This is a genomic window from Bacillus benzoevorans, from assembly GCF_014207535.1.
GTDB classification, from domain to species: domain Bacteria; phylum Bacillota; class Bacilli; order Bacillales; family Cytobacillaceae; genus Bacillus_BD; species Bacillus_BD benzoevorans.
This window is the reverse complement of record NZ_JACHGK010000004.1, coordinates 117,781-144,701: the sequence shown is the minus strand read 5'-3', so window position 1 is coordinate 144,701 and position 26,921 is coordinate 117,781. Positions and strand designations below refer to the sequence as shown.

Genomic DNA, 26,921 nt, shown 5'->3' with positions numbered 1-26,921 from the left:
TTTTTATGAAGCAAATGATTATTTATCTGATTTCTTTTCAACAGCAGAGCTGCGGGAAATGATATGGTCAATTAGGCCATATTCTTTTGCTTGTTCAGCTGTCATGAAGTTGTCGCGATCTGTATCTTTGGCAATGACATCAAGAGGCTGTCCAGAACGTTCAGCTAAAATACCATTTAATTTATCGCGTAAGAATAGAATGCGTTTTGCGGCAATTTCAATCTCGGTTGCCTGGCCTTGCGCGCCGCCAAGCGGTTGGTGAATCATGACTTCCGCGTTAGGAAGAGCATAGCGCTTGCCGATTGTACCAGCAGTAAGAAGGAATGCACCCATGGAAGCAGCCATACCAATACAAATGGTTTGTACGTCAGGCTTAATAAACTGCATGGTATCATAGATAGCCATTCCAGCTGTAATGCTTCCGCCAGGGCTGTTAATGTAAATGGAGATATCTTTTTCAGGATTTTCTGCTTCAAGGAATAAAAGCTGTGCTACAATTGAGTTAGCCACATTATCATCGATAGCGCTTCCCAGCATAATGATGCGGTCTTTTAATAAGCGGGAATATATATCATAAGCCCGTTCGCCGCGGTTTGTTTGTTCAATAACTGTTGGGATTAAATTCATATTTTACATCCTCCTCAAGTTATAATGAGATCAGCAGAAAGTGGTAAATACTGCTGTTACTTGTAATTTAATCATACACTGATGGTCAAAAGAGGTCAAATGATTAGACTCATAAGCCAGAAGGATTATTCGACTTTTTCAATCAACATTAACCTTTCCATTTTTACCCACAATATATGATCTTCATACTTGTGTTTTTTAAAAATAGGCACTGTTAAACCTTGTTGTTGGTCATATACCGCTTTATAAGAATATAAAAAACCTCTCATTCAAAAAGAATAAGAGGTTTTTCAACCATTGTTTACGCCCTCGGAGGGAATCGAACCCCCATTTCCAGAATCGGAATCTGACGTGCTATCCGTTGCACCACGAGGGCAAAATAATAAACTTGTTAACCAACGCTTTTCTATTATACTCGATCCTCCTTGCATTTGCAAGGCTCTTTTTATGCATAGTTTTAAGCGATTTTGTCATAAAAATCCCGTGACGATAATAATACTGTTATTGTAGAATGAAGAAAGAAGGTGGTGGCATAAATGGATTTACGACCAGGTTTAAGACAGCAGCAAACGATAAAACTGTCGATGACCCAGGAACTGACACAGGCGATCACATTGCTGCAATACTCCACACAGGAGTTATCGGAATTTCTGGAAAATAAGGCGATTGAAAATCCCCTTTTACAAATTGAAGCAGGGAATATCAAGACCATTGACCCGCGTTATGACAGAGTAAAGAAGGTTAAAAGCTCCACCCAGGCCGACCGGCAAAGCTGGCTCGAGCAAATGGCAAAAAATGAAACATCGTTAGTCAGTTACTTAATGTCACAAATTGACCTTGGACAATACAATCATGAGATGAAAAGAATACTTAACTTTTTAATCAACAGCCTTGATGCAAACGGTTACCTCCCGATGGGCCATGATGAGTGTGCTCATATTCTGGAGGTTCCCCATGAGAGGGTGGAAAAAGCTGTTGCATTGATTCAAGGGCTTGAACCTGCCGGAATAGGGGCAAGGAATTTACAGGAATGCTTATTGCTGCAGCTTGAGCGTAAAGAAAAGAAAAATCATCTTGCTGAAAGTATTATTTCGGATTACTTTGTTCTTTTTGCTGAAAAGAAATGGAAGCTCGTCGCAAAGCACTTAAATGTCGAATTGAAGGAAATTCAGAATGTTTTTGACTATGTTCAGTCTTTAAATCCACGTCCTGCATCTGATTTTTCCTCCGAGCAAACCGCCTATATTATTCCTGATATTACAATTAAGTGGGATGGGAATTCCTTTTCAGTCAGCATTTTTGATGAGGTTCTGCCAAAAATTGAGTTTAATCAATCCTATTATGAAAAATTCAACCGCTTTCAAGATAAACAAGTGCAGCAATTTTTAAAGGAAAAGCATCATGATTATCATTGGATTGCTAGAAGTATCGAGCAAAGAAAAGAAACGATACACAAGGTTGCACTAAAAATCGTGGAGAAACAGCCTGACTTCTTTATTTACGGTCCGGAGAAACTGAAACCGATGACGATGAAAGAAATTTCTGAGGAATTAGGCATTCATGAATCCACTGTCAGCCGGGCAGTCAGGGAAAAATATGCTCAGACTCCGTTTGGTACTTTCGAACTGAAATCCTTTTTTTCAAGTGCTATAAAAACAGCTTCTAATGAAGATACCGGTTCCCAGGAAGTGAAAAAATGGATGACGAAGCTAATAGATGAAGAAGATAAATATCAACCGCTTTCTGATCAGGAATTAGTGCGTTTATTAGAGGGAAAAAAAGGTATAATAGTATCGAGAAGGACAATCGCGAAATATCGTGATCAATTAGGGATTCCATCTTCGTCAAAGAGAAAAAGGTTCGGATAACTTTATTCAGCTGAATAAAGTTATGCCTCCGGCGAGCCTTGCATTTTTCAAAGGAAATTTTTCGAGCAAGCTCGACGACGGACAGGACGTCCTAGTCAGGCGAAGCCATAAGGCTTTTCTTAGAATTTTAGTTCTTAGAAAAGTCAATCGGGCTTAGCGCGACAGGATGTGGCGCTTTGAAGCGTGAAAAAAATCGGGCGCAAATACGCCAAGGCGCATTTGATTATGGGGTGAGGAACACGAAGCATAAGTTGGTTTTGTATACTCGAAACGGCTGCCACCTATGTGAGACAGCGAAAGAAATATTACTTAAGTTAATGGACGAATGTCCTTTTGATTATGAAGAGCGCGATATCAGTTTAAATGACGACTGGACAGAGAGATATGGTTTAATGATCCCGGTTGTTGAAATTGATGGGAAAGAAGTCCAATATGGACAGGTTGACAAAAAGTTCATATATGAAACGCTTACAAAAAAATAATGGGCATTTCTTACTTGAAATAGTAAAACATCCCTGTTAGTATACAAGTGCAGGGAGATTTTTTTTGAAGCAAGTGGGACAATAAATGTCTAAGTGGGACAAAAACTGACCAGTTGTGAAGGAGCAGCATAAAATGAAATCAGTAATAAAAGTTCAAAAAAAATTATTGCCTGACCTGCTTGAAGTTATGCAAAAAAGATATCAGATTCTTAAGTTTATTGGCTCGATGGAACCGGTCGGCAGAAGAAGTTTGGCCATGCAGCTCGGTTTGACTGAACGGGTTCTGAGAAGCGAAGTGGATTTTTTGAAGAAGCAAAACTTGCTTTACAGCACGGGTTCCGGAATGAGTTTGACGGATGAAGGAAAGGATCTTTTACTTGAACTTCATTTTATGATGAGAGACATTTCGGGGATTGATCAGCTGGAAGCCCAATTGGAGAAACGGCTTCAGATTAAAAAAGTCATGATTGTTTCCGGGGACAGCGATGAACAGCCGTGGGTCAAAAACGAGATTGGCACAGCCTGTGTCACATGCATAACGGGTAGTCTGCAGGGGGAAAATATCATTGCCGTTACCGGGGGTTCGACTATGGCCTCCGTTGCAGAGATGATGACGCCAATGAGCGGGAAACAGGAGATTCTATTTGTGCCGGCAAGAGGGGGCATCGGAGAAGATGTCAAAAACCAGGCCAATACGATTTGTTCAAGAATGGCTGAGCAAACAGGTGCTAAGCACCGGGTTTTATATGTTCCCGATCAGGTAAGCAGTGATTTGTACCAATCACTTATCAAAGACCCTGAAATTAACGAAGTATTATCTTTAATTCAATCAGCGAGCATGGTTTTACATGGCATAGGAGACGCTATCACAATGGCGGAGCGAAGAAAATCAAGCAGTGAAATCATGACAAAGCTTAAAGAGTCCCATGCGGTCGGTGAAGCTTTTGGCTATTACTTTAATGAACATGGTGAAGTGATTTACAAGGTCCAGACCATCGGACTGCAATTAGATGACTTAGCGAATGCAAAAAATATCATTGCAGTTGCCGGAGGTTCTTCAAAGGCCCAGGCCATACGTGCCTATTTGAAACAAGCTCCAAAATCAACGATATTGATTACCGATGAAGGAGCAGCAAAAGAGTTGTTGCAAGGGTGAATCCCTTTCATATAATAATAATCCTGAATCCATAAAGGAGGAAATTTAACATGGCAGTAAAAGTTGGAATTAACGGTTTTGGTAGAATTGGACGTAATGTGTTCCGTGCAGCGATAAATAATCCTGAGTTTGATATTGTAGCGGTGAATGACTTAACAGATGCTAAGATGCTGGCACACCTTTTAAAATATGATTCTGTTCACGGAGTTTTAGATGCAGATATTTCTGTTGATGGCAACAACCTTGTAGTAAATGGAAAAACAATTACGGTTAAAGCTGAACGTGATCCGGCACAAATTGGCTGGGGAGCACTAGGTGTTGAAGTGGTAATAGAATCAACAGGCCGTTTTACAAAACGCGATGATGCGGCGAAACACTTAGAAGCTGGTGCTAAAAAGGTTGTTATTTCGGCTCCGGGTTCAAATGAGGATATTACAATTGTAATGGGTGTAAACGAAGAGAAATATGATCCGGCAAACCATCATGTCCTTTCAAATGCATCTTGTACAACAAACTGTTTAGCACCGTTTGCTAAAGTACTGCAAAATACATTTGGCATTAAACGCGGGATGATGACGACGATTCACTCTTATACAAATGACCAGCAAATCCTGGATTTGCCGCATAAAGACTACCGCCGTGCCCGTGCAGCAGCTGAAAACATGATCCCGACAACTACAGGAGCAGCAAAAGCCGTTGCGCTAGTATTGCCTGAATTAAAAGGTAAATTGAATGGAATGGCTGTCCGTGTGCCAACACCAAACGTATCATTAGTTGATTTAGTTGTTGAACTGGAAAAAGAAGTAACAGCAGAAGAAGTAAATACAGCACTAAAAGCAGCTGCAGAAGGCGAATTAAAAGGTATTCTTGCTTACACTGACCTGCCGCTTGTATCAAAAGACTTTAACGGCGCAACTGTTTCATCTACCGTTGACGGACTTTCAACAATGGTTATGGAAGGCAATTTAGTAAAAGTTATCTCTTGGTATGATAACGAAATCGGCTACTCTAACCGTGTGGTAGATTTAGTCCAATATATCGGATCAAAAGGACTGTAAACAGATAATTTTATTTTTAACTGAAAATTATTGGATTATCTTCCAACTTACGACTATAATGTAAAATGGGAAACAGGGGAGAGGGGGTACAAGCCCCGCTCCTTTTTGTGCGGAAAAAGGAAGAACAGTCCGTTTTTCTTGGGTTTTGTCTAAGAGTAACAGGGTTTCGTGCATCATGTTTTAAGCAAGACTTTCGCAGGCATACTACATCACAAAGATAGATTTTTTCAGAACCTGAAAGTTTTAAATAGAGAAAAGACTGCTTGATCCAACAGCTTCTAAAGGAGGACCTTTTGTTGAATAAAAAAAGCGTAAGAGATGTTGATTTTAAGGGAAAACGAGTTTTTTGCCGTGTTGATTTTAACGTACCGATGCAGGATGGACAAATAACAGATGAAACCCGGATTCGCGCAGCCCTGCCAACAATTCAATATTTACAGGAGCAAGGAGCAAAAGTGATCTTAGCCAGCCATCTTGGCCGTCCAAAGGGAAAAGTTGTTGAAGAAATGCGCTTGACACCAGTAGCAAAACGCCTATCTGATTTATTAGGCTCTGATGTGAAAAAAGCGGATGAGGCCTATGGTGAAGCTGTTAAAGCGATCATTTCAGAAATGAACGAAGGAGATGTCCTGCTTCTTGAAAACGTCCGTTTTTACCCAGGAGAAGAGAAAAATGATCCAGAATTAGCACAGGCGTTTTCTGAATTAGCGGATATATATGTCAATGATGCTTTCGGTGCTGCTCACCGTGCACATGCATCAACAGAAGGAATTGCTCACCATCTTCCTGCCGTTTCCGGTCTTTTAATGGAAAAAGAATTAGAAGTGATTGGGAAAGCACTTTCTAATCCGGAACGTCCGTTTACTGCTATTATTGGAGGAGCAAAAGTTAAAGATAAAATCGATGTGATTGATAATCTCTTGGATAAGGTTGATAATCTTATTATTGGCGGAGGCCTGGCCTACACCTTTATTAAGGCGCAAGGTCATGAGATTGGAAAATCTCTGCTTGAAGAAGATAAAATCAACTTAGCCAATTCATTTATAGATAAAGCAAAAGCAAAGGGTGTCAATTTCTATATGCCAATTGATTCTGTTGTGGCTGAAGAATTTTCCCCTGATGCAAATACAAAGGTCGTTTCGATTAATGAAATACCTGCTGAGTGGCAGGCACTTGATATCGGTCCGAAAACAGCGGAACTTTATCGTGATGTCATTCAAAAATCAAAACTTGTCATTTGGAACGGTCCTATGGGAGTTTTCGAAATGGATAAGTTTGCCAATGGAACAAAAACCGTTGCAGAAAGCTTAGCTGAAGCGAACGATACATATTCTATCATTGGCGGCGGAGATTCTGCAGCAGCTGTTGAAAAGTTCCATCTAGCCGATAAAATGAGCCATATTTCTACAGGCGGCGGCGCTTCGTTAGAATTTATGGAAGGTAAGCAATTACCTGGAGTAGTCGCACTAAATGATCGATAATTTCTGCAGTGGAATCAAATATAACAAAAAGCGCTCATCAGATATACAGAATTAGGAAACACTTAGGAGAGGCTTGAAAGGAAGTTATAGAATGAGGAAACCAATCATCGCAGCAAATTGGAAAATGCATAAAACTCTTTCAGAGGCTAAAAGTTTTATGGAAGAGATCAAAAAGTCCACGATCCCGACTGGTGAGCAGGTTGAAACGGTTGTCTGTCCGCCGGCTTTATTTCTTGAAACATTAGTATCGCTTGCGGGTCAAACAGAAGTAGGTATTGGTGCGCAAAATATGCATTTTGCGGAAAAAGGGGCCTTTACTGGTGAAATCAGCCCTGCTGCACTAGAGGATCTTGGCGTAAAATATGTCATTATCGGTCATTCAGAACGACGTGAAATGTTTAATGAAACAGATGAAGCTGTCAATAAAAAACTGGCAGCTGCATTTAGTCACCATTTAGTTCCAATCGTTTGTGTCGGTGAAACATTAGCACAGCGTGAAAGCGGCATTACGAATGAATTTGTCGCAGGACAGGTCGAGAAAGCTTTGGCCGGGCTGACGGATGAGCAAGTCAAACAGGTTGTCATTGCCTATGAACCGATTTGGGCAATTGGAACAGGAAAATCTTCAACTCCTCAAGATGCCAATGAAGTTTGTGCTCATATTCGTTCTGTTGTCGCAGGTCAATTTTCACAAGATACAGCAGAAGCGGTTCGGATTCAATATGGTGGAAGTGTAAAACCAGAAAATATAAAGGAATATTTAGCGCAGGCAGACATAGACGGCGCTCTTGTCGGCGGTGCCAGTCTGGAATCGGCATCATTCCTTCAACTAGTGGAGGCAGGTAAGAAATGAGTAAATCACCAAAAGCATTAATTATATTAGATGGTTTCGGGTGCAGGGATGAAGTAAAAGGAAACGCGGTGGCACAAGCCAAAAAACCTAATTTAGATCGTTTATGGAATGACTTTCCTCACAGCCATCTTTTAGCTTCAGGAGAAGCAGTAGGGCTTCCAGATGGTCAAATGGGAAATTCCGAAGTCGGACATATGAATATCGGTGCCGGCCGGGTCGTCTACCAAAACTTCACAAGAGTAAATATTGCAATTCGTGAAGGACAATTTGAAAAAAATGAAACATTTTTAGCTGCGATCGATCATGTGAAAAAACATGATTCCAGCTTACACTTATTTGGCTTGCTTTCAGACGGCGGTGTACACAGCCATATTACACATATGTATGCCTTATTGCGTCTTGCAGCAGACCATGGTCTGAAAAAAGTCTATGTACATGGATTTTTAGACGGCCGTGATGTAGGTCCGCAAACAGCGGAAATTTACATCAAGGATACACTGGAAAAAATGAAAGAATATGGCGTTGGAGAATTCGCAACGATTTCCGGACGCTATTATTCTATGGATAGAGATAAGCGCTGGGAACGCGTTGAAAAATGCTACCGTGCCATGGTTTACGGTGAAGGACCGGCTTATACGAATCCGCTGGATGTCGTAACAGACAGCTATAAGCATGAAATCTATGATGAGTTCGTTCTTCCTTCAGTGATTACACAGGAAAATGGCGAACCGGTTGCAACGATTCAGGATAATGACGCGGTTATTTTCTATAACTTCCGTCCTGACCGTGCGATTCAAATTTCAAATACCTTTACAAACGATGATTTCCGTTCTTTTGAAAGAGGAGAAAAACATCCAAAAGGTCTTTGTTTTGTCTGCTTAACCCATTTCAGCGAAACTGTGAAAGGCTATGTAGCGTTTAAACCGACAAACCTGGATAATACATTTGGGGAAATTATGTCACAGCATAATTTAAAACAGCTGCGTATTGCGGAAACAGAAAAATATCCGCATGTTACATTCTTTTTTAACGGCGGCCGTGAGGAACCGTTTCCTGGTGAAGAGCGTATTCTCATTAACTCACCAAAGGTTGCGACATACGATCTACAGCCGGAAATGAGCGCCTATGAAGTAACAGATGCCCTTCTAAAGGAGATTGCAGCTGATAAATTTGATATGATCATCTTAAACTTTGCCAACCCTGATATGGTTGGGCATTCAGGTAAGCTTGAACCAACAATCAAAGCGATTGAAACGGTTGATGAATGTTTAGGGAAAGTGGTAGATGCGATTTTAGCAAAAGGCGGGGAAGTCATTATTACAGCCGACCACGGAAATTCCGATGAGGTGATCACCCTTGAAGGCAAACCAATGACAGCTCATACAACAAACCCAGTGCCGGTCATTGTAACAAAACCAAACATCGAACTGCGCAATGACGGGATCCTGGCTGACCTGGCTCCAACCTTGCTGCACATGATGGGCATCGACACACCAGCCGAAATGACAGGAACCTCCATCATCAAATAAGGTGCCAGGCACCGCAAAAAGACAATTGTCCATTTTTGGTGCCTGGCACCGCGAAAAGACAAATGTCCTCATCTAGAGGACATTTGTCCCGATTACGGCGCCAGGTACCATTTAAATAAAAAGTTCATATAGACAAAGGAGAGATTTTTAATGCCTTATATCCAACACGTTTACGCCCGTGAAGTTCTTGATTCCCGTGGTAATCCAACAGTAGAAGTAGAAGTATTAACAGAGTCCGGATTTTTCGGACGCGCTTTAGTTCCATCTGGTGCTTCAACTGGTGAATATGAAGCAGTTGAACTTCGTGACGGAGACAAATCCCGTTACCTTGGTAAAGGTGTTTTAAAGGCTGTTGAAAACGTTAATGAAGTGATTGCTGAAGAAGTAATCGGCATGGACGTAACTGATCAAGTAGCGATTGACCAAGCGATGATCGAACTTGACGGTACAGAAAACAAAGGAAAACTTGGCGCCAATGCCATCCTTGGTGTTTCTATGGCAGTTGCTCATGCTGCAGCTGATTCTGTAGGACTTCCATTATACCGTTACTTTGGCGGATTTAACGCAAAGCAGCTTCCAACTCCAATGATGAACATCATCAACGGCGGATCTCATGCTGATAACAACGTTGATTTCCAAGAATTCATGATTCTTCCTGTAGGCGCTCCTACCTTCAAAGAAGCACTTCGTATGGGTGCGGAAGTATTCCATTCATTGAAAAAAGTTCTTTCAGGCAAAGGCTTAAATACTGCAGTTGGTGACGAAGGCGGATTTGCGCCAAACCTTGGTTCTAACCGTGAAGCATTAGAAGTGATCATCGAAGCGATCAAGGCAGCAGGTTATGAGCCTGGTCAAGATGTATACTTAGGTATGGACGTTGCTTCTTCTGAGTTCTTTAACAAAGAAACAGGCAAATACGATCTTGCCGGCGAAGGCCGCACAGGCTTAACTTCTGAAGAAATGGTTGCTTTCTATGAAGAACTTTGCAATGAGTTCCCAATCATCTCCATTGAAGATGGCTTAGACGAAAACGACTGGGAAGGCCACAAATTATTAACGGACCGTCTTGGTAAAAAAGTTCAGCTTGTTGGGGATGATCTATTCGTTACCAACACGAAAAAACTTGCTCAAGGTATCGAACAAGGCGTGGGCAACTCCATCCTAATCAAAGTGAACCAAATTGGTACATTAACAGAAACTTTTGATGCTATTGAAATGGCAAAACGCGCAGGCTACACAGCTGTTGTTTCCCACCGTTCCGGTGAAACAGAAGATGCCACTATCGCTGACATCGCTGTAGCAACAAACGCTGGTCAAATCAAAACTGGTTCTATGTCCCGTACAGACCGTATCGCAAAATACAACCAACTTCTTCGCATCGAAGACGAACTTGGCGATGCAGCTGTTTATGCAGGCTTACAATCTTTCTATAATTTGAAAAAATAATTCCCTTATTGCGGCTTGGCGGCGAATTTTGTCTCCCTGAGCCGTTTTTGGGACCGCAATTAGTCAACACCTCCTATTATGTGTAAGCAGTTCACATAATAGGAGGTGTTTTGTTATTAAAATGAAAAAAAATCAAATTACATTTTTACCTCCATAAAAATAAAATTTAGGGTCTTTTTTTCGCAAAAAAGCGCTTAAACCCCCCTGAAATTACATTTTTCCCTTTTTGATTAATAGACTGATTTGGTTTATGCTCAAGGAAAAAAGGAGAGTGTGAAATGGAGGTAAACGTTGTTTCAAATGGCTTTCACATCGTAAAAACAAGAGACCAAATCGGCGGCACACTTAGAACGGATGTCTTTGAGCTTGACACGGGAAGGTTTCAGGCATTTTCAAATTACATACAGGATAAAGAAGAGGAGATCATCGGCTTTGCTGAAAGCTTTAATGCAAAGGAGGCTATCCGCCTGTCACGAAAGGATTTAAGAAAACAATGGCAGTCCGCAAGATAAATCAGGATCATTGGTGAGATGGACATAATTATCCGAGAAAGTTGTTAATAAAACTAGAAAGTATTTGTCTCCAGCCGAAAAATATGCTACATTAAAAATAATGTAAAAGTGCGTATTTAGGAGGTTTACTTCATGTTGCATACTATTTTGCTGATTCTATTAGTCATTGTGTCGATTGCTCTTATTGCCGTTGTCCTTCTTCAGTCAGGAAAAAGTGCCGGCTTATCAGGTGCTATTTCAGGTGGAGCGGAGCAGTTATTCGGAAAACAAAAAGCACGCGGAATTGATTTAGTGCTTCACAGAATGACAATCGTATTAGCTGTATTGTTTTTTATTTTAACTATAGCGGTTGCCTACTTTCAACTTTAATAAAGTAAACAGCCTGGCCAGTCGGTCAGGTTTTTTTTATACGCGCCCGAAAGAATTACTAGAGCATTCCTGCAAATAATAATGAAAGACTCTTTCGAAACAGACAGAGAAACAAAGAGGGATTAAACACATGAAAATCATAACACCTAAACCATTTACAATCGGAGAGGGAAAAAGGGCTGTTTTACTGCTGCATGGATTTACCGGCCACACAGCCGATGTCCGCATGCTCGGCCGTTACCTTGAAAAAAGAGGCTATACCTGTCATGCCCCATTATACAAAGGTCACGGGGTACCGCCGGAACAGCTTGTGCACACCGGACCTGAAGACTGGTGGAAGGACGTAATGGATGGATATGAATATTTGAAAAATAAAGGCCACCATGAAATCGCCGTTGCCGGACTTTCACTCGGGGGGGTATTTTCATTGAAGTTAGGATACAATGTACCTGTTAAGGGAGTTATCCCCATGTGTGCACCGGCCTATATAAAGAGTGAAGAAGTGATGTATGAAGGAATCCTCGAGTATGCCCGCGAATATAAAAAACAGGAAGGTAAATCCGAGGAACAAATCAACAAGGAGATGGAAGAGTTTCAAAAGACTCCGATGCAAACTCTAAAGGCGCTGCAAGAATTGTTTACCGAAGTTCGGGAACACATAGACCTGATTTATGCTCCTTTATTTGTGATCCAGGCCCGCCATGACCAAACGATTAATACGAATAGCGCCAATATTATTTACAATGAGGCGGAATCCACAATAAAGGAAATAAAGTGGTATGAAGAATCAGGCCATGTCATTACCCTCGACAAGGAAAGAAACCAATTACATGAGGATATTTATCAGTTTTTAGAGAAACTGGATTGGGAAGAATAAAGAGAAAAATCTCTAAAGGAGAGATTTACATGGAAGAAAAAATAAAAGATTATATAGAACGACTCTTGCATTACATGAAAGATGAGGCATATAAGCCACTAACCGTGCAGGAATTAGAAACAGCTTTAGAAGTCACAGATTCTGCTGAGTTTAAAGACTTTGTCAAAGCCCTCGTACAAATGGAGGAAAAGGGACTGGTTGTCCGGACACGAAGCAACCGTTATGGTTTGCCGGAAAAAATGAATCTTGTAAAGGGAAAGCTGACCGGACATGCAAAGGGGTTTGCTTTTGTCATTCCGGAGGAACCGGGGATGGACGACATTTTCATTCCTCCGCATGAAAAAAATAATGCGATGCACGGTGATATTGTTCTTGCCCGTGTTTCTGCGCAAGGTTCCGGTCAGAGACGAGAAGGAACGATTGTCCGAATCCTTGAGCGGGGAGCCCAGCAAATTGTCGGGACTTATACAGAAAGCAAAAACTTTGGCTTTGTCATTCCGGATGATAAAAAATTTGCCGGGGACATCTTCATTCCAAAAGCCGCTTCCCATGGAGCTGTAGAAGGCCATAAAGTGGTTGTTAAGCTGACGGTTTATCCAGAAGGGAGAATGAGTGCAGAGGGTGAAGTTGTGCAAATTCTTGGGCACAAAAATGACCCTGGTGTAGACATCCTTTCAGTCATTCATAAACATGGGCTGCCGCAGGAATTTCCTGAAGAAGTATTACAGCAGGCCGTTGATACCCCTGACTCGATTGACGAGAGTGAAATTCAAAACCGCCGCGATCTGCGCAACGAAGTGATTGTCACCATTGACGGTGCCGATGCGAAGGATTTGGATGATGCGGTTACCGTCACGAAACTGAACAATGGGAATTATAAACTCGGGGTACATATTGCCGACGTGAGCTATTATGTCCGTGAAGGAACTCCGATTGATTTGGAGGCAGCCGACCGCGGCACAAGTATATATTTAGTCGATCGGGTTATTCCAATGATACCGCACCGCCTTTCTAATGGAATCTGTTCCTTAAATCCAAAAGTAGACCGCTTAACGCTATCGTGTGAAATGGAGATCGATTCCGATGGTGTCGTGGTTAACCATGATATTTTCCAAAGTGTCATTAAAACAACGGAAAGAATGACCTATTCTGATGTGAATAAAATTTTAACCGAAAAAGATGAGGAATTAATCAAGCGTTATGAGCCGCTTGTTCCAATGTTTCAGCTCATGGAAGAGTTGGCACAGATTCTTCGCGACAAAAGGATGCACCGCGGAGCGATTGACTTCGATTTTAAAGAAGCGAAGGTTCTGGTCGATGAAGAAGGGAAACCGGCAGATGTTGTCTTAAGGGAACGTTCCGTCGGAGAAAAATTAATTGAGGAATTCATGCTAGCCGCGAATGAAACGATTGCTGAGCATTTCAGCTGGCTTGAAGTGCCGTTTATCTATCGGATTCATGATGAACCGAAGGAAGACAAACTGCGCCGTTTCTTTGAATTTATCACAAACTTTGGCTATATCGTAAAGGGAACAGCCAATTCCGTTCATCCGCGTGCGCTTCAAGAGATTATCGAAGAGGTGCAGGGCAAACCGGAGGAAATGGTTATTTCAACTGTTATGCTTCGTTCGATGCAGCAAGCCAAATACGAACCGGATAACCTCGGACACTTTGGATTAGCAACTGAGTATTACACTCATTTCACCTCGCCGATCCGCCGTTATCCCGATTTAATCGTTCACCGCCTCATCAGAACGTATTTAATCGAAGGAAAAATGGATCAGACCACAAGAGAGAAATGGGATGCCAAGCTTCCGGGGATTGCGGACCATTCCTCGAAAATGGAACGGCGCTCCGTTGACGCTGAAAGGGAAACAGATGAGCTGAAGAAAGCGGAATATATGGAGGATAAAATCGGGGAAGAATTTGATGGCATCATCAGTTCTGTTACCAATTTCGGGATGTTTATTGAACTGCCGAATACGATTGAAGGACTTGTTCATGTCAGTTATATGACTGACGACTATTACCGCTATGACGAAAGACATTATGCCATGATTGGCGAACGTACCGGACATGTCTTCCGCATTGGGGATGAAATCACGGTCCGCGTGATTAAGGTAGATAAGGATGAACGCTCGATTGATTTTGAAATCGTCGGCATGAAGAACACACGCAGACGCGATCCAAATGAAGGAACGAAAGTGATTAAAACCGGCAGTTCCGAACGCAAGCCGCGCAAGGGCAAAGGCGATCGCGGTGAAGGCGGACGAAATCGCAATAAAACCGGTGACAGAAGCAAAAATGGGAAAAAGAAAAACAGAAACAAAAAATTCTATGAAAATGCTCCTAAAGCAAAAAGGAAAAGCAAAAAACGTTAGGACGTCCTAGTCAGGTGAAGCCATAAGGCTTTTCTTAGAACTTTAGTTCTTAGAAAAGTCAATCGGGCTTAGCGCGACAGGATGTGGAGCTTTGAAGCGTGAAAAAAATCGGGCGCAAATTTGATCTAACGAACAAGCACGGGACTATCCTGTGCTTGTCCTTATCATTGTATACAGTCCTAATTTTTGCTAAAATATAGAGCAGTAGAAAGTGGGGAAGCTCTATGCCAAAAGGTGAAGGTAAAACGATTACACAAAATAAAAAGGCTTATCATGACTATTTTATTGAAGAAACCTATGAAGCAGGGATTGTCCTGCAAGGGACGGAAATTAAAGCGCTGCGTGCCGGCAGAGTTAATTTAAAGGATTCCTATGCGAAGATCCTCAATGGGGAAGTATTTCTGATTGGAATGCATATCAGTCCATACGAGCAGGGCAACCGCTACAATCATGATCCGGAGCGGACAAGAAAGCTGCTGCTGCATCGGAAGCAAATCAATAAGCTGATCGGCGAAACGAAAGAAATTGGCTACTCAATTGTCCCATTAAAGATCTATTTGAAAAACGGTTATGCGAAAATCTTAATCGGTCTTGCAAAGGGTAAAAAGAAATACGATAAGCGTGAGGATTTAAAGCAAAAAGAAGCGAAACGGGATATTGAACGTGCCTTCCGCGACAGACAAAAGATGTAAGCTATTCTAGTTGGCAGCATATCCAACTGTTAACAATTGATCTTCGCTAGTTTTATGCTATAATAATAAATGTCAGCAGGGATTGCTGATGATAATCTTCGCTCGATTCCTTCGAGCATCCTAACGTCAGCGGCATTGCCGCGAATCGAATAGGTGATTCAGTTCATCATCGATTTTCTATATGGGGACGCTACGGATTCGACAGGGGTAGTTCGAGCTTAGGTTGCGAGTCGAGGGGATCGGCCTCGTTAAAACGTCAAAGCCTATAACTGGCAAAACAAACACAACTTTAGCTGCTGCCTAATTAGCACAGCTGTTCGCCCCTCCATCGCCTATGTGGTAGGGTAGCGGACTCAAATTTAGTAGGCTACGCCGGATTCCACCGTCTGAGGAAAAAGGAAGAGAATAACCAGACTAGCTGCCCGGACGCCCGTCGATAGGCATATGGTGCAGCGAATCGCGAATATATCGACTACACTCGTAGAAGCTTAAGTGCCGATATTCTTGGACGTGGGTTCGATTCCCACCGTCTCCACTACATAACCTGGTAGTGGTAAATACACATACGAACAGACTTGCCAATAGTGGTGAGTCTGTTTTTATTTAAGATTAACAAACTCATTTTCAAAAGCAATTTTTCTTTCAAGCTCTTCCGGGGTGTATTTCCCGTTCCAAACTAATATAAATAAAAAAAGCTTAGCCTCTAATCGCTAAGCCCCCCTTATGCACTATGTATGGCAGTTGTTCTATATCGTTCATCTATACCATAATTATGGATAAATTTTAGTGATACCTGAAAGCGTTTTTACAATTTCTTGGCAGCGGCCCCACCTACGCCGATTACCATGACAGCCACACGCGCTGTCCGCCTATTACTTATTATAAGGCGGTTTTACATAATATTAAATCATTTTCATAACCATTATTTCGACAGCATTTTTTGCTAAAATACTGCGTAAATTGGCTCCGATTTTGACTGGCCGGGTTGAGTTAGCTGAAAAGCTGTTTAAAAGGAGGGTCCGTTCGGACAACCTCAGCCGGAGAACCGGAAAAGCTGTCCGAATCCCAGGTACATTCAGACAACCTCACCACGAAAACCTAAAGCTATCCGAATCCAAGACGCCCTCCCTCTAACCAAAACACGCCTTTCAAAAGGGGGTCTATCGGTCTTCGGTTTTTACGGTAAGAAAAGAAGAGCAGTTCTGCTCCTCTTTTCTTATTTTTTCTCAGCAAGCCAAGCTGCAACAGCTTCTGCATCTGCTCCCTTTAGAAGTCCGGCAGGCATAGTGGCCCCGCCATTTTCAATGATCCCTAAAATTTCCTCTTTGGAGTATTTTGAACCAATTGCATTCAAATCAGGAGCAGTTCCACTGACTAAATCCGCACCATGACACGCTGAACAGCTTTGCTGAAATTTAGATTCAGCTTCACCGGTATCAGCAGCAGGGGTTGTCTCATCGGCAGCCTGCCCATCTGCGGTGCCCTCATCACCTGCTTGATCATTTGCCTGATTGTTTTCTGTCGTGCCTGTGTCTTGTTCAGCCTTGTCATTGCCACCGCCGCAGGCTGACAGGAAGCCCAGAAAGGCAAAACATAATAGACCATATAATAATTTCTTCATAAATTTCACCTCCATCTACATGTTTTGTTAAAAGGTGAATTATTATGCTTTCTAAGCTCTTAAAAATAAATTTTTTTCTTTTGCCGAAACAGGATGCGACCTAGCAGAGAAAATGAAACGCAAGCAAAGAAAACCCGATTTCACAGTGGAAATCGGGTTTTAGTTCTATAAAAAATACGTTTTATAATAGCTATCATCAATTAAGAAATTTGTTTTAGTTTTTCTGTTAGCGCCATAAATTTTTCTTTATTTCTGTCGCGCAGTGAGAAGTCGATTTCCTTTAATAATTGAGCTTTTTGGAAATCACGAAGTGCTTTGTCCAAAACCATTTCAGCAATTTGTAAATTAGTGTTTTCTACTTCAGGGTCTTGAGGTGCATTAAGAAAATTTCTCTTCATCGGAAATCAACTCCTTAACCTTTTTTCGATTATAACAAGGAAAGTGTGAAAATTCAATTGTTTTGCCTTGGGAAAATTATCAAAATTTTTATTTGCGATAACAATATGATTATTCTAATAAATACTTGCCCGCGCAGCTTTTTTTTTAACTAATAAAAAAGTGTAAAAAGGAGATAGAAAATGTTTGACCCGAAATAATGTGTATGGTAAAATTAAAAATTTGAATTTAATAGAAAATAGTGATATGATGAAATTGTAAGCTTATGGAGGTGAATTGTTTGTTTCAGATAGGTGACAAAGTTTTTTATCCAATGCATGGGGCTGGTATGATAAAAGCAATTGAAGATAAGGAAATTCAAGGTGAAAAGCAGTCATATTGTGTGATTACCATTCCGATTAGTCATATGGATGTTATGATTCCACTGGCAAAAATGGATCAGCTGGGTGTTCGTTCGGTAGTAGATAGAGATACAATGAATCATATTTTATTCGATTTTCATCATATAGAACCAAATAGTTCCTTGCCGTGGAAAGAAAGGTATAGGCTTAATTTAGAAAAATTGAAAACCGGAAAAATGAGTGACTCTGCAGAAGTTGTCCGGGACCTTATGTACCAAAATAAGGAAAAGAGTCTGAACGCAAGTGAGAAACAAATGCTGCATCAGGCGCAAAGAAACATCATAAGTGAGATTAGCATGATTAATAATATTTCTGAAAACCAGGCAGCTGACTTATTAAAAAGATCAAGCTGAAAAGTATCCGCCATTCTCTTTTATGGTGGTTTTTATTTTTGTTGAAACCATATGGAACGAAATATAGCTCTATTTGAAAAAAGGTGGTATCCGCGGATATCACCTTTCGTATTGAACTTCATTCAGTAAAAGTCTTTCTTTTCTAAAGCGAATTTGATACTAGTCTCTATTTGTCATTCTTAATTTATACATATTTCCATCTTTCCAATAGCGGCTATTATAATGAAAGTGTTGCGCTTCTTGTCTGGAACGGCATCGGCATCGGCATGAGCTGCGTGAACAGCGTGAGCAGCGTGAACGAGAACGACGGCGTCGGCGCCGGCGGGAGCGAGGACCGCCGCTGCTTCTGCGAGAACTTCTTCCAGAGCGGCGGGAACTTCTACCAGAGCGGCGTGAACTTCTGCAAGAACGGCGTGAACTTCTTCCGGAGCGGCGGGAACTTCTACCAGAGCGGCGAGAACTTCTGCAAGAACGGCGTGAACTTCTTCCGGAGCGGCGTGAACTTCTGCAAGAACGGCGGGAACTTCTGCCAGAGCGGCGAGAACTTCTACCAGAGCGGCGTGAACTTCTGCAAGAACGGCGTGAACTTCTGCAAGAGCGGCGTGAACTTCTACCAGAGCGGCGTGAACTTCTGCAAGAACGGCGAGAACTTCTACCAGAGCGGCGTGAACTTCTACCAGAGCGGCGAGAACTTCTGCAAGAACGGCGTGAACTTCTACCAGAGCGGCGAGAACTTCTGCAAGAACGGCGTGAACTTCTACCAGAGCGGCGTGAACTTCTGCAAGAGCGGCGAGAACTTCTGCGCGTACCGTGAGTGCTTCTGCCGGAGCGGCGTGAACTTCTGCAAGAACGGCGAGAACTTCTGCGCGTACCGCGGGTTCTATGGCGATCCCTGCTTCGGCATGTATCACGTTCATTCTCTACCGCTGCGAGAACAGGTTCACATTGAGCATGCTCTTCTTGAACAGGTTCATGTTGCTTCCTCTCAACACACATTTCTTCCTGTACCGCCTCTCGACGTTTGGAACGCCTTTTGCCAAATGGATTTTGAAAAAGAAAATCGTCTAGTCGATGATGTCTAGCGGTTTCTACGGCCTCCTGAATATCATGATTGGAGAAAAAACCCATAAAATTAACCTCCTTATTTTTATATAGGAGAAATGGAAACACATTGATTATCCCTATAAGACAAATATATCTATCTTACATTTTCTCCTCTTACCTTAAAGTACGTATATTGTCCTCTTCTTGCATGAGACAAACGCGTAATTTATTAAAAATAGACGAGTATCTTATAGTGTCATTGCTACAGATACTTCATAGGATTAAACTAGCAAGCTATTTCTTTTAGGAGGCTGGGATCATTGCCGTTCAATGTATTTTCAGCCTGAATCTGAATCATATGACAAGGCAACCGGAATGGCCTCGAGAGAAAGGATGACAAATATGACCTCTGGAAAGACAGTCCCTGAATATCAGCTGTATATTCATCCGCAGGATGTCATGGAACTGCGAAAGGATATTTGGATTGATGATCCGCTTCCAGCCGTTTTAAAAATAAACAAGAAAAAACTTGATATTGACTTCGCCTACCGCGGATCACATATTCGCGGCTTCGAGAAAAAATCCTACCATATTATCTTCTACAAGCCGAAAACGTACCTCAGGGCAAAGGAAGTTCACCTCAATGCTGAGTTTAAAGACATTTCTCATATCAGAAATAAATTATCATTAGACTTTTTTTCTGAAATTGGCTGCCTGTCGCCGGAGTCCCGCTTTATTTTTCTAAAAATAAATGGGAAAAATGAAGGCCTTTATCTTGAATTGGAATCGGTAGATGAATACTTTTTAGCGAAGCGCAATTTGGCTAAAGGGGCTATATTTTATGCGGTCGATGGCGATGCTAATTTTTCTTTAATGAGTGACTTGGATAAGGGAGTAAAGCAGTCGCTGGAATTTGGTTATGAAAAAAAATGCGGAAGTGAAGAAGCGGACTTTTATTTGCAGGATTTGATTATTAAAATCAACACCATTTCGAAACTTGAGTTTGAAAAGGAAATCATTCAATACCTTAACGTTGAACAGTACCTTCGCTGGCTGTCAGGTGTTGTTCTGACACAAAATTATGATGGGTTTGTGCATAACTATGCTTTATACCGCAGTGATCAAACAGGGCTTTTCGAAATCATACCATGGGATTATGATGCCACATGGGGCAGGGATGTCAATGGAAAGGATATGCCCGAGGATTATGTACGGATTGAAGGCTTTAATACTTTAACAGCCAGGCTTTTGGCAGTCCCGTCCTTTCGCAGGAGATACAAGGAGCTGCTTCTGGAGATCTTGGCGAATCAGTATACGGCAGAGTTTCTCAGACCGAAAATCGAAACGATGTATCACTTGATTCGTCCATATGTAGCGAGGGACCAATACGTTAAGGACAGAATAGAACTTTTTGAAAAGGAACCGGATATCATTATTGATTTTATTCAGGCAAGAAGCAGGTATATCAAGAGCCAGCTTAGCCATTTGGATTAAAGTAGCAATAGGCTAATGCGAAATTTAACTTGTTTAGGCGAAATTCTCATGCCAAACCAGTCCGTGATACGTATATATGCAGTATTAATAACCAATATGGATATATAACAAGGAGGATTCATATGAGTAACAATGGGGAAGCCGCTAAGCCAAACAGCACGTCACAAGAGAAAACTATGAGTGCTGCAGCACAATCATATCATTCGTTTCTTGAGTCTTTAAAAGGAAAAACAGTAACAATTTATCGGGGAGGACCAGAATCAAAAACAGGTACTTTACTAGATGTAAAATCAGATTATGTGACACTTTACGCTAACAATAACAACAACAATAATAATAACAATAACAATAACAACAATAACAACAATAATAACAACAATAATAACAACAATAATAATACAGTGGTCTATTATCAGGCGCAGCATGTCAAAAGTATCAGCGAGGATTCAAAGTCCAACTCCGCGCAAATGGTGCAGTCACAACAGGAGGATACAGTGGAATTTTCTGAAGCCGACAGCTTCGCAGAACTAGTGGAACAGCTGGCAGGTGAAACGATTCAAATTAACCAGGGTGGTCCTGAATCAAAATATGGAGCATTACTGGGAGTGAAAAATGACTTTCTCCATCTTTATACAGAGGATGACGGAATTGTTTACTTTAATATTCACCATATCAAAAGTGTAAGTAAATATCAAAATAATAACAACGATAACAACAATAACAACAATAACAATAATAATCAGCAGCAAATTGTTTATCCGGAAGCTATTGATGCGTCTGACTTTGGCGGCGTTTTTAAACATTTAGAGCATAAATGGGTTTCCATTAACCGTGGTGGTCCAGAGGCGATGGAAGGTGTACTTGTTGAAAACTCAGGCGGTCACTATACATTAGTAAGCAATGAAGAAGTATTGCGCATCCATCCATATCACATCCGCAGCATTAGTTCCGGTGCAAAAGGATCCATGCAGCAAAACAATAATCAAAATAACAACCAAAATAACAACCAAAATAACAACCAAAACAATAATCAAAACAATAACCAAGCAGAAAATTCCTCCAACGAAAATAAAAATAAGGATAATAAAACAAAAGATTCCTCCAAAAGTTCACGAAGCAAATCAAGAAGCTCTGAGAAGGTTACCAAAACAATCGATTATCATTGGAAAGGTTAAATCTAATTGTTGATGATGGTGCATAAGCATTACCTGCTGTGCACCATTTGTCTAATAAGGGTGAAAGGAGGAGGCAGAATGAATGGATTAAAGAATCTCTGCGGTAAGGAAGTGGAAGTTGAAATATCAGGCAAAACGGTCTTTTCCGGGATCCTCATTGATATAGGTCTTGATATATTGGTGCTGTTTGATGGTCAGGACTATCATTATATACCGATGCTGCATCTGCACAATATAAAGGAAAGAGAAAAGAAATTTAATGAGGAAGATACACCGCAGCCTTCTGAGGATATGCCTTTTTTACAGGAGAAAGAGGAAATTTCCTATCGTAAAATTCTCACAAATGCAAAAGGGCAGTTTCTTGAAGTTTTTGTGACAGGCAATAAATCGATACACGGCTATATTACGAGTGTGTTAAATGACTATGTGGTATTTTATTCCCCCGTTTATAAAAATCTTTTTATTTCCATGCAGCATTTGAAAAGGCTGACCCCGTATTCCAAACAGCTTACACCTTATCTTTTAAGCAATAAAGAATTACCCGTTGTGCCGGCTGCGATTCCCTTAGCTAGATCATTCGATGAACAAATTAAAAAATATGAAAATCAATTGCTTGTTTTTGATCTCGGAGATCATCCAAATAAAGTGGGAGTACTAAAAAGCGTCGCCAATAATATAGTGGAACTTGTCAATGCCCAGGGGAACAACACATTTTGGAAATTAACTCATTTAAAAACAGTGCATATTCCCTAATGTACAGGAGGAAAACCAATGAACAGATGAACCGTTGCCCATTGGTTTTTCTTTTGCATGCTTCCCATAATCAGCGGTATCCAAGAGATTGGGAAATCTTCGTACTGTATTCCAGTGATTTTTTGATATAAAAGTCTGGATCTGTTTCTTTAAAACGTACCATCGGTATAGAGATACTAAAAGCACCCTCCACCATTCCCTTATGGTTATAAAAAACAGAAGCAATGCAGTAAATCCCCATTTCATTCTCTTCGTTGTCAACCGCATATCCATTTGAGCGAATCCTGGCTGCCTCCTGCATAAATGAATCGAAATCCGTAATTGTATTCGGGGTGATTTGTTTTATTTCACTATTATCCCATACTTCTTTGATGATTTCGTCTGTATAGTGGGCAAGCAATGCTTTTCCAACTGCTGTACAGTACATAGGCGCTCTTTTTCCAACCCTTGAATGCATCCGGAATAACACTTTACTAGGTTCAAATTTATCAATATAGACCACTTCTTTATTATCTTCAACAACCAGGTGAACCGTTTCTCCAATTAAATTAGATAGCTCACTGATATAGCTTCGGGCTATTTTAAAGGAATCGATTTGTTCTACCTTATTATTTCCTAATTGAAATAATTTGAATGTTAACTCATAATGCCCTGTTTTTTCGTTCTGTTCCACATATCCCATGGAGATTAAAGTGGATAATAAACGATGAACGGTTGCTTTATTTAATTGTGCCGTCTTGCTTATCTCGGTCAGGCCAATTCCATCGTGTTCCGCAACAATTTCAAGAATGGTAAGAGCACGTTCAACGGATTGAACCCTTTCTTTCTGAATCATGGAGAGTTTCCTTTCCTAAAAACTAATATGATTGACTAAAGATCATTGTAGCATAGATAAATAATTTTGTGTAAGTCAGCCATATAGATGACTTATGCGGCTGTCTTTTCTTTTTTTGGGTATAAAGAAATATAATAAAAGAACTAATTCCAAAAAAATGACTGAAAGCGAATACATTTAGACTAGAAAAAATAAATTTCGAATGCTAGAATACTAGTATCGAGTATAATGTCTTTTTTCCGGATATTATCTGGTATCTAACTATTACTAAGTCGTTATAATAAAAATTAACAACATTATCGGATATCATTAACTAACAATGGGAGTGTAAAAGATCATGTTTAAAGGATCTGCAAGACTAGCCGGTGAGAACAACAAAGAATATTCATACAGGGTCATCAAAGAAGGGATCATGTCGCTAAAACTAAGGCCGGGTCAAGCAATCAGTGAAGTAGAGCTGGCTGATGCATTGCAAATATCCCGTACACCTATACGGGAAGTGATGGGAAAATTAAGAGAAGAGCACCTTGTTGAAGTACTTCCACAGGTGGGATCATATATTTCGAAAATAAAACCGCAATTAATTGAGGAAGCGGCTTTTATGCGCTACACGTTAGAAAAAGAAATTATGAAGATGGCCTGTGATTCTTTTCCGGAAGACAAGCTGCGTGAGCTGAAGCGGAATGTAGCTTTACAAGAGGAGATCATTGAGCGAAAAGCTACAGATGGCTTAGCATTCCATAAATTGGATACTAAATTTCACTCAATTATTTTTCAAGGAAATAACAAAGAGCATGTTTGGGATGCGATTACAAGGCTGAGCACCCATTATAATCGGATGAGGGTTCTTTCAGAAATGGAGAATTCTTTCTATACGGCATTCATAGAGCATAAAAATATTATCAAAGTGATTGAGGAAAAGGATATCGAACATGTAGAAGAGGTTGTCCATACTCATATTCTCAAGCCGACAAAGAATTGGGGAAAATTGTATCAGCCTGACAGCCCTTATGCCGATTATTTTGATCTTTCCTATAAAATGCCGATCTTTCAATAAGGATTAAAGGGGGCTGAGCTTTCAGCCTCTTTTTTTTATAAAGAAAATGTAAAAGCATACAATATTCGCTTGTCACACTCATAAGAGTATGCTAGTATACAAGTATACAGAATTTTTTTTCTGTATATGCGTCAAATGAACAGCTGATTCGTTATCGGATATATTTCCATGGGATGTACATATTAATAGTTGAATGAAATGGATCAGCCTTTTGTTTGATAAAAATAAAGTGTAGCTGGTTTCTAAGCTTTAACGTTTTGCTATCAATAAAGATAAAACATATAAAGAAACTCAAGCAGGGGTGTTGAATGATGTTACCGAAATTTGAAGTTCTCCAAGAAATGCATGAAGGATATGCAGTTGCCGTTATTCGCGGGAAAAATAAACAAGATGCAGTTGAAATTTCAAAAGCGGCATTTAAAGGCGGAATTCGTTCTCTAGAAGTGACGTTTTCTACTCCTGGAGCAGAGGATGCTATTGCCGAATTATCGGCTTTAGGCGAAAAAGGCATGATTGTCGGCGCGGGTACAGTATTGGACGAAGAAACAGCTAGAATCGCCATTATGAAAGGTGCACGTTACATTGTAAGCCCTCATCTTGATGCGAAAATTGCTGTTATGTGTAACCGCTACTGCGTACCATACTTGCCTGGCTGCGGTTCAGTAACTGAAATCATGGAAGCACTAACCCTGGGTGTAGATGTTGTAAAGCTCTTCCCTGGAAGTTTAATGGGCCCTGGTTTTATTAAAGATGTGAAAGGTCCAATCCCCCATGTGGCATTAATGCCATCAGGCGGTGTAAGCGTTGATAACGTTGATAAATGGATCAACAATGGTGCATTTGCCGTTGGAATTGGCAGCGCCTTAACAAAAGGTGTAGTAAATGGAGATTACAGCTCCGTTGAACAAGTAGCACGCCAATTCATGGATAAAATCGCATCCGTAAAAGCTTAAAAATATCGGATCAATTGAATCCTTCTAAATAAATAAATTTTTCAATGTTTACACATTTAAGACAAGGGGAGGAAAAGTGAATGGCATCTTTTATCCACGATAATTTCATCTTAAATAATCAAACAGCTGTTGACTTATATCATAAATACGCAAAAGACATGCCCATCTATGATTATCATTGCCATCTTTCACCAAAGGATATTGCTGAAAACAGAAAGTTTAACAACATAACAGAACTTTGGCTTGAAGGCGACCATTACAAATGGAGAGGCTTAAGAGCGCATGGTATTACGGAGAAGTATATTACCGGAGACGCGGATCCGAAAGAAAAGTTCAAGGCCTGGGCGGAAACGGTTCCCTTTACAGTGGGGAATCCGCTTTATCATTGGACACATTTAGAATTAAAAAAATACTTTAATATAGATGCATTACTGAATCCAGATACATGCGAACAAATTTGGAATCAATGTAATGAACTGCTGCAGCAGGACGAGTTTTCTTGTCAAAGTTTAATCAAAAAATCTAATGTCAAAGTCATTTGTACAACAGATGATCCAACAGATGATTTGCACTATCATGAACAAATTAAGCAGCAAAAGGATTTCGGCGTTAAGGTCCTTCCGACATTCCGTCCGGATAAAGGATTAGAAATCAATAAAGATACGTTTGTTCCTTTTGTCAAAGCACTTGAAAAAGTAACGAATAAAGCGTTATCCACTTATTCAGAATATGTACAAGCTATCGGTGAGAGAGTGCAATATTTCCACGATAAAGGCTGCCGCATTTCTGACCATGGTTTAAGTGAAATTCCATTTGCTCAGTCAGAGCCAAGTGAATTAGAACGAATTTATCTGGCCGGGCTTAAAGGTGAAAAGGTCAGTCTTGAAGATGAAAAGAAATTTAAAACAGCGCTCCTGATTTTCCTTGCCAAGGAATACAAGCAAAAAGATTGGGCGATGCAAATCCACTTTGGTGCGATCCGTAATAATAATACGAAAATGTTCAAGAAACTTGGACCGGATGCCGGGTTTGATTCGATTAGTGACCAAGGTGAAGTAGCTGCTCCATTAAATGCTTTGCTTGATGCATGCGAACAGCAGGATGCTCTGCCAAAAACTATTATTTATAATTTAAATCCTGTTCACAATGAACTCATTGGAAGCACGATTCAAAACTTCCAGGCAGAGTCAGGTATTCCGGGCAAGATTCAATTCGGTTCCGGCTGGTGGTTTAATGATACAAAACCGGGTATGATTCGCCAATTATCTTCATTAGCGGATCAAGGTTTACTGGCTCACTTTGTTGGCATGCTGACAGATTCACGCAGCTTTATATCTTATAGCCGCCACGAATATTTCCGCCGCATTCTTTGTAATTTAGTCGGAGAATGGGTAGAAGCTGGAGAAATCCCAAATGACCAAGCGATGCTGCAAAGCCTGATTGAGAATATTTGTTTTAATAATGCAAAAAAATATTTCAGTATAGAGTTAGATTAAGGAGGAAAAGAA

General features: G+C 40.7%; 25 protein-coding genes, 1 tRNA gene and 1 other RNA gene. 22 read left to right on the top strand and 5 right to left on the bottom strand.

Annotation, left to right across the window (positions count from 1 at the left end):
- Positions 1-18: 18 nt before the first annotated feature.
- Together clpP and HNR53_RS08295 are read right to left on the bottom strand one after the other, a co-directional pair.
- Positions 19-627 (bottom strand): ATP-dependent Clp endopeptidase proteolytic subunit ClpP, encoded by a 609-nt coding sequence (gene clpP / locus HNR53_RS08300; RefSeq protein WP_184524786.1) that lies wholly within the window; start codon positions 625-627, stop codon positions 19-21.
- A gap of 304 nt (positions 628-931) precedes the next feature.
- A tRNA-Arg gene (locus HNR53_RS08295) sits at positions 932-1,003 on the bottom strand.
- A 160-nt stretch (positions 1,004-1,163) separates the two neighbouring features.
- Here HNR53_RS08295 and rpoN point away from each other — a divergent pair.
- The 14 genes from rpoN (at position 1,164) to ssrA (ending at position 15,869) form a co-directional block, all read left to right on the top strand.
- Positions 1,164-2,495 (top strand): RNA polymerase factor sigma-54, encoded by a 1,332-nt coding sequence (gene rpoN / locus HNR53_RS08290; protein WP_184524784.1) that lies wholly within the window; start codon positions 1,164-1,166, stop codon positions 2,493-2,495.
- Between the two features lie 176 nt (positions 2,496-2,671).
- Positions 2,672-2,977, top strand: a complete 306-nt coding sequence (locus HNR53_RS08285; protein WP_343065302.1) for a glutaredoxin family protein — start codon at positions 2,672-2,674, stop codon at positions 2,975-2,977.
- A gap of 133 nt (positions 2,978-3,110) precedes the next feature.
- Positions 3,111-4,133 carry a sugar-binding transcriptional regulator gene (locus HNR53_RS08280; RefSeq protein WP_184524782.1) on the top strand — a complete coding sequence of 341 codons (1,023 nt, stop codon included), beginning with the start codon at positions 3,111-3,113 and terminating at the stop codon, positions 4,131-4,133.
- Positions 4,134-4,183: 50 nt separating this feature from the next.
- Positions 4,184-5,191 (top strand): type I glyceraldehyde-3-phosphate dehydrogenase, encoded by a 1,008-nt coding sequence (gene gap, locus HNR53_RS08275; protein ID WP_184524780.1) that lies wholly within the window; start codon positions 4,184-4,186, stop codon positions 5,189-5,191.
- 296 nt (positions 5,192-5,487) lie between these two features.
- On the top strand, positions 5,488-6,672 hold the full coding sequence (locus HNR53_RS08270; RefSeq protein ID WP_184524778.1) for a phosphoglycerate kinase: 1,185 nt from the start codon (positions 5,488-5,490) through the stop codon (positions 6,670-6,672).
- Positions 6,673-6,763: 91 nt separating this feature from the next.
- Positions 6,764-7,525, top strand: a complete 762-nt coding sequence (gene tpiA / locus HNR53_RS08265) for a triose-phosphate isomerase (RefSeq protein WP_184524776.1) — start codon at positions 6,764-6,766, stop codon at positions 7,523-7,525.
- Positions 7,522-9,054: a 2,3-bisphosphoglycerate-independent phosphoglycerate mutase gene (gene gpmI / locus HNR53_RS08260; RefSeq protein ID WP_184524774.1), complete on the top strand. Its 1,533-nt coding sequence runs from the start codon at positions 7,522-7,524 to the stop codon at positions 9,052-9,054. Before tpiA ends, gpmI begins: the two co-directional genes overlap by 4 nt.
- Positions 9,055-9,204: 150 nt before the next feature.
- Positions 9,205-10,500, top strand: coding sequence for a phosphopyruvate hydratase (eno, locus tag HNR53_RS08255; protein WP_184524772.1), 1,296 nt, complete (start codon positions 9,205-9,207; stop codon positions 10,498-10,500).
- 278 nt (positions 10,501-10,778) lie between these two features.
- Positions 10,779-11,012 (top strand): hypothetical protein, encoded by a 234-nt coding sequence (locus HNR53_RS08250; protein ID WP_184524770.1) that lies wholly within the window; start codon positions 10,779-10,781, stop codon positions 11,010-11,012.
- 132 nt (positions 11,013-11,144) lie between these two features.
- Positions 11,145-11,381, top strand: a complete 237-nt coding sequence (secG, locus tag HNR53_RS08245) for a preprotein translocase subunit SecG (RefSeq protein ID WP_377802058.1) — start codon at positions 11,145-11,147, stop codon at positions 11,379-11,381.
- A 130-nt stretch (positions 11,382-11,511) separates the two neighbouring features.
- Positions 11,512-12,258 carry an alpha/beta hydrolase gene (locus HNR53_RS08240; RefSeq protein WP_184524768.1) on the top strand — a complete coding sequence of 249 codons (747 nt, stop codon included), beginning with the start codon at positions 11,512-11,514 and terminating at the stop codon, positions 12,256-12,258.
- Positions 12,259-12,287: 29 nt separating this feature from the next.
- Complete coding sequence (gene rnr, locus HNR53_RS08235; RefSeq protein ID WP_184524766.1) at positions 12,288-14,639, top strand: ribonuclease R; 2,352 nt, start codon at positions 12,288-12,290, stop codon at positions 14,637-14,639.
- A 224-nt stretch (positions 14,640-14,863) separates the two neighbouring features.
- Positions 14,864-15,331 carry an SsrA-binding protein SmpB gene (gene smpB / locus HNR53_RS08230; protein WP_184524764.1) on the top strand — a complete coding sequence of 156 codons (468 nt, stop codon included), beginning with the start codon at positions 14,864-14,866 and terminating at the stop codon, positions 15,329-15,331.
- Between the two features lie 183 nt (positions 15,332-15,514).
- Positions 15,515-15,869, top strand: a transfer-messenger RNA (tmRNA) gene (gene ssrA / locus HNR53_RS08225).
- 678 nt (positions 15,870-16,547) lie between these two features.
- Here ssrA and HNR53_RS08220 read toward each other — a convergent pair.
- Both HNR53_RS08220 and HNR53_RS08215 read right to left on the bottom strand, forming a co-directional pair.
- On the bottom strand, positions 16,548-16,952 hold the full coding sequence (locus tag HNR53_RS08220; protein WP_184524762.1) for a c-type cytochrome: 405 nt from the start codon (positions 16,950-16,952) through the stop codon (positions 16,548-16,550).
- Between the two features lie 200 nt (positions 16,953-17,152).
- The gene (locus tag HNR53_RS08215; protein ID WP_184524760.1) at positions 17,153-17,350 is read right to left on the bottom strand and encodes an IDEAL domain-containing protein; all 198 of its coding nucleotides are present in this window, start codon (positions 17,348-17,350) and stop codon (positions 17,153-17,155) included.
- A 263-nt stretch (positions 17,351-17,613) separates the two neighbouring features.
- On the opposite strand from HNR53_RS08215, the gene HNR53_RS08210 reads away from it, so the two are divergent.
- The 5 genes from HNR53_RS08210 to HNR53_RS08190 all read left to right on the top strand — a co-directional run bounded on the left by HNR53_RS08210 (position 17,614) and on the right by HNR53_RS08190 (position 22,568).
- On the top strand, positions 17,614-18,102 hold the full coding sequence (locus HNR53_RS08210; protein WP_184524758.1) for a CarD family transcriptional regulator: 489 nt from the start codon (positions 17,614-17,616) through the stop codon (positions 18,100-18,102).
- Between the two features lie 293 nt (positions 18,103-18,395).
- Entirely contained in the window at positions 18,396-19,184 is a 789-nt protein-coding gene (locus HNR53_RS08205) for a hypothetical protein (protein WP_184524756.1), read from the top strand.
- Between the two features lie 364 nt (positions 19,185-19,548).
- A complete protein-coding gene (locus HNR53_RS08200) occupies positions 19,549-20,640 on the top strand; it encodes a CotH kinase family protein (protein ID WP_184524755.1) in 1,092 nt (363 codons plus the stop codon).
- 122 nt (positions 20,641-20,762) lie between these two features.
- Entirely contained in the window at positions 20,763-21,815 is a 1,053-nt protein-coding gene (locus HNR53_RS08195; RefSeq protein WP_246439421.1) for a spore coat protein, read from the top strand.
- Positions 21,816-21,893: 78 nt separating this feature from the next.
- On the top strand, positions 21,894-22,568 hold the full coding sequence (locus HNR53_RS08190; protein WP_184524754.1) for a DUF2642 domain-containing protein: 675 nt from the start codon (positions 21,894-21,896) through the stop codon (positions 22,566-22,568).
- A gap of 70 nt (positions 22,569-22,638) precedes the next feature.
- Here HNR53_RS08190 and HNR53_RS08185 read toward each other — a convergent pair whose 3' ends face one another.
- Positions 22,639-23,403 (bottom strand): IclR family transcriptional regulator, encoded by a 765-nt coding sequence (locus tag HNR53_RS08185; RefSeq protein WP_184524753.1) that lies wholly within the window; start codon positions 23,401-23,403, stop codon positions 22,639-22,641.
- 337 nt (positions 23,404-23,740) lie between these two features.
- Between HNR53_RS08185 and HNR53_RS08180 the strand changes: the two genes are divergently transcribed.
- The 3 genes from HNR53_RS08180 (at position 23,741) to uxaC (ending at position 26,909) form a co-directional block, all read left to right on the top strand.
- Positions 23,741-24,460 carry a GntR family transcriptional regulator gene (locus tag HNR53_RS08180; RefSeq protein ID WP_184524751.1) on the top strand — a complete coding sequence of 240 codons (720 nt, stop codon included), beginning with the start codon at positions 23,741-23,743 and terminating at the stop codon, positions 24,458-24,460.
- Between the two features lie 311 nt (positions 24,461-24,771).
- Positions 24,772-25,413: a bifunctional 2-keto-4-hydroxyglutarate aldolase/2-keto-3-deoxy-6-phosphogluconate aldolase gene (locus HNR53_RS08175; protein WP_184524946.1), complete on the top strand. Its 642-nt coding sequence runs from the start codon at positions 24,772-24,774 to the stop codon at positions 25,411-25,413.
- 80 nt (positions 25,414-25,493) lie between these two features.
- Positions 25,494-26,909 carry a glucuronate isomerase gene (uxaC, locus tag HNR53_RS08170; RefSeq protein ID WP_184524749.1) on the top strand — a complete coding sequence of 472 codons (1,416 nt, stop codon included), beginning with the start codon at positions 25,494-25,496 and terminating at the stop codon, positions 26,907-26,909.
- Positions 26,910-26,921 lie beyond the last annotated feature (12 nt).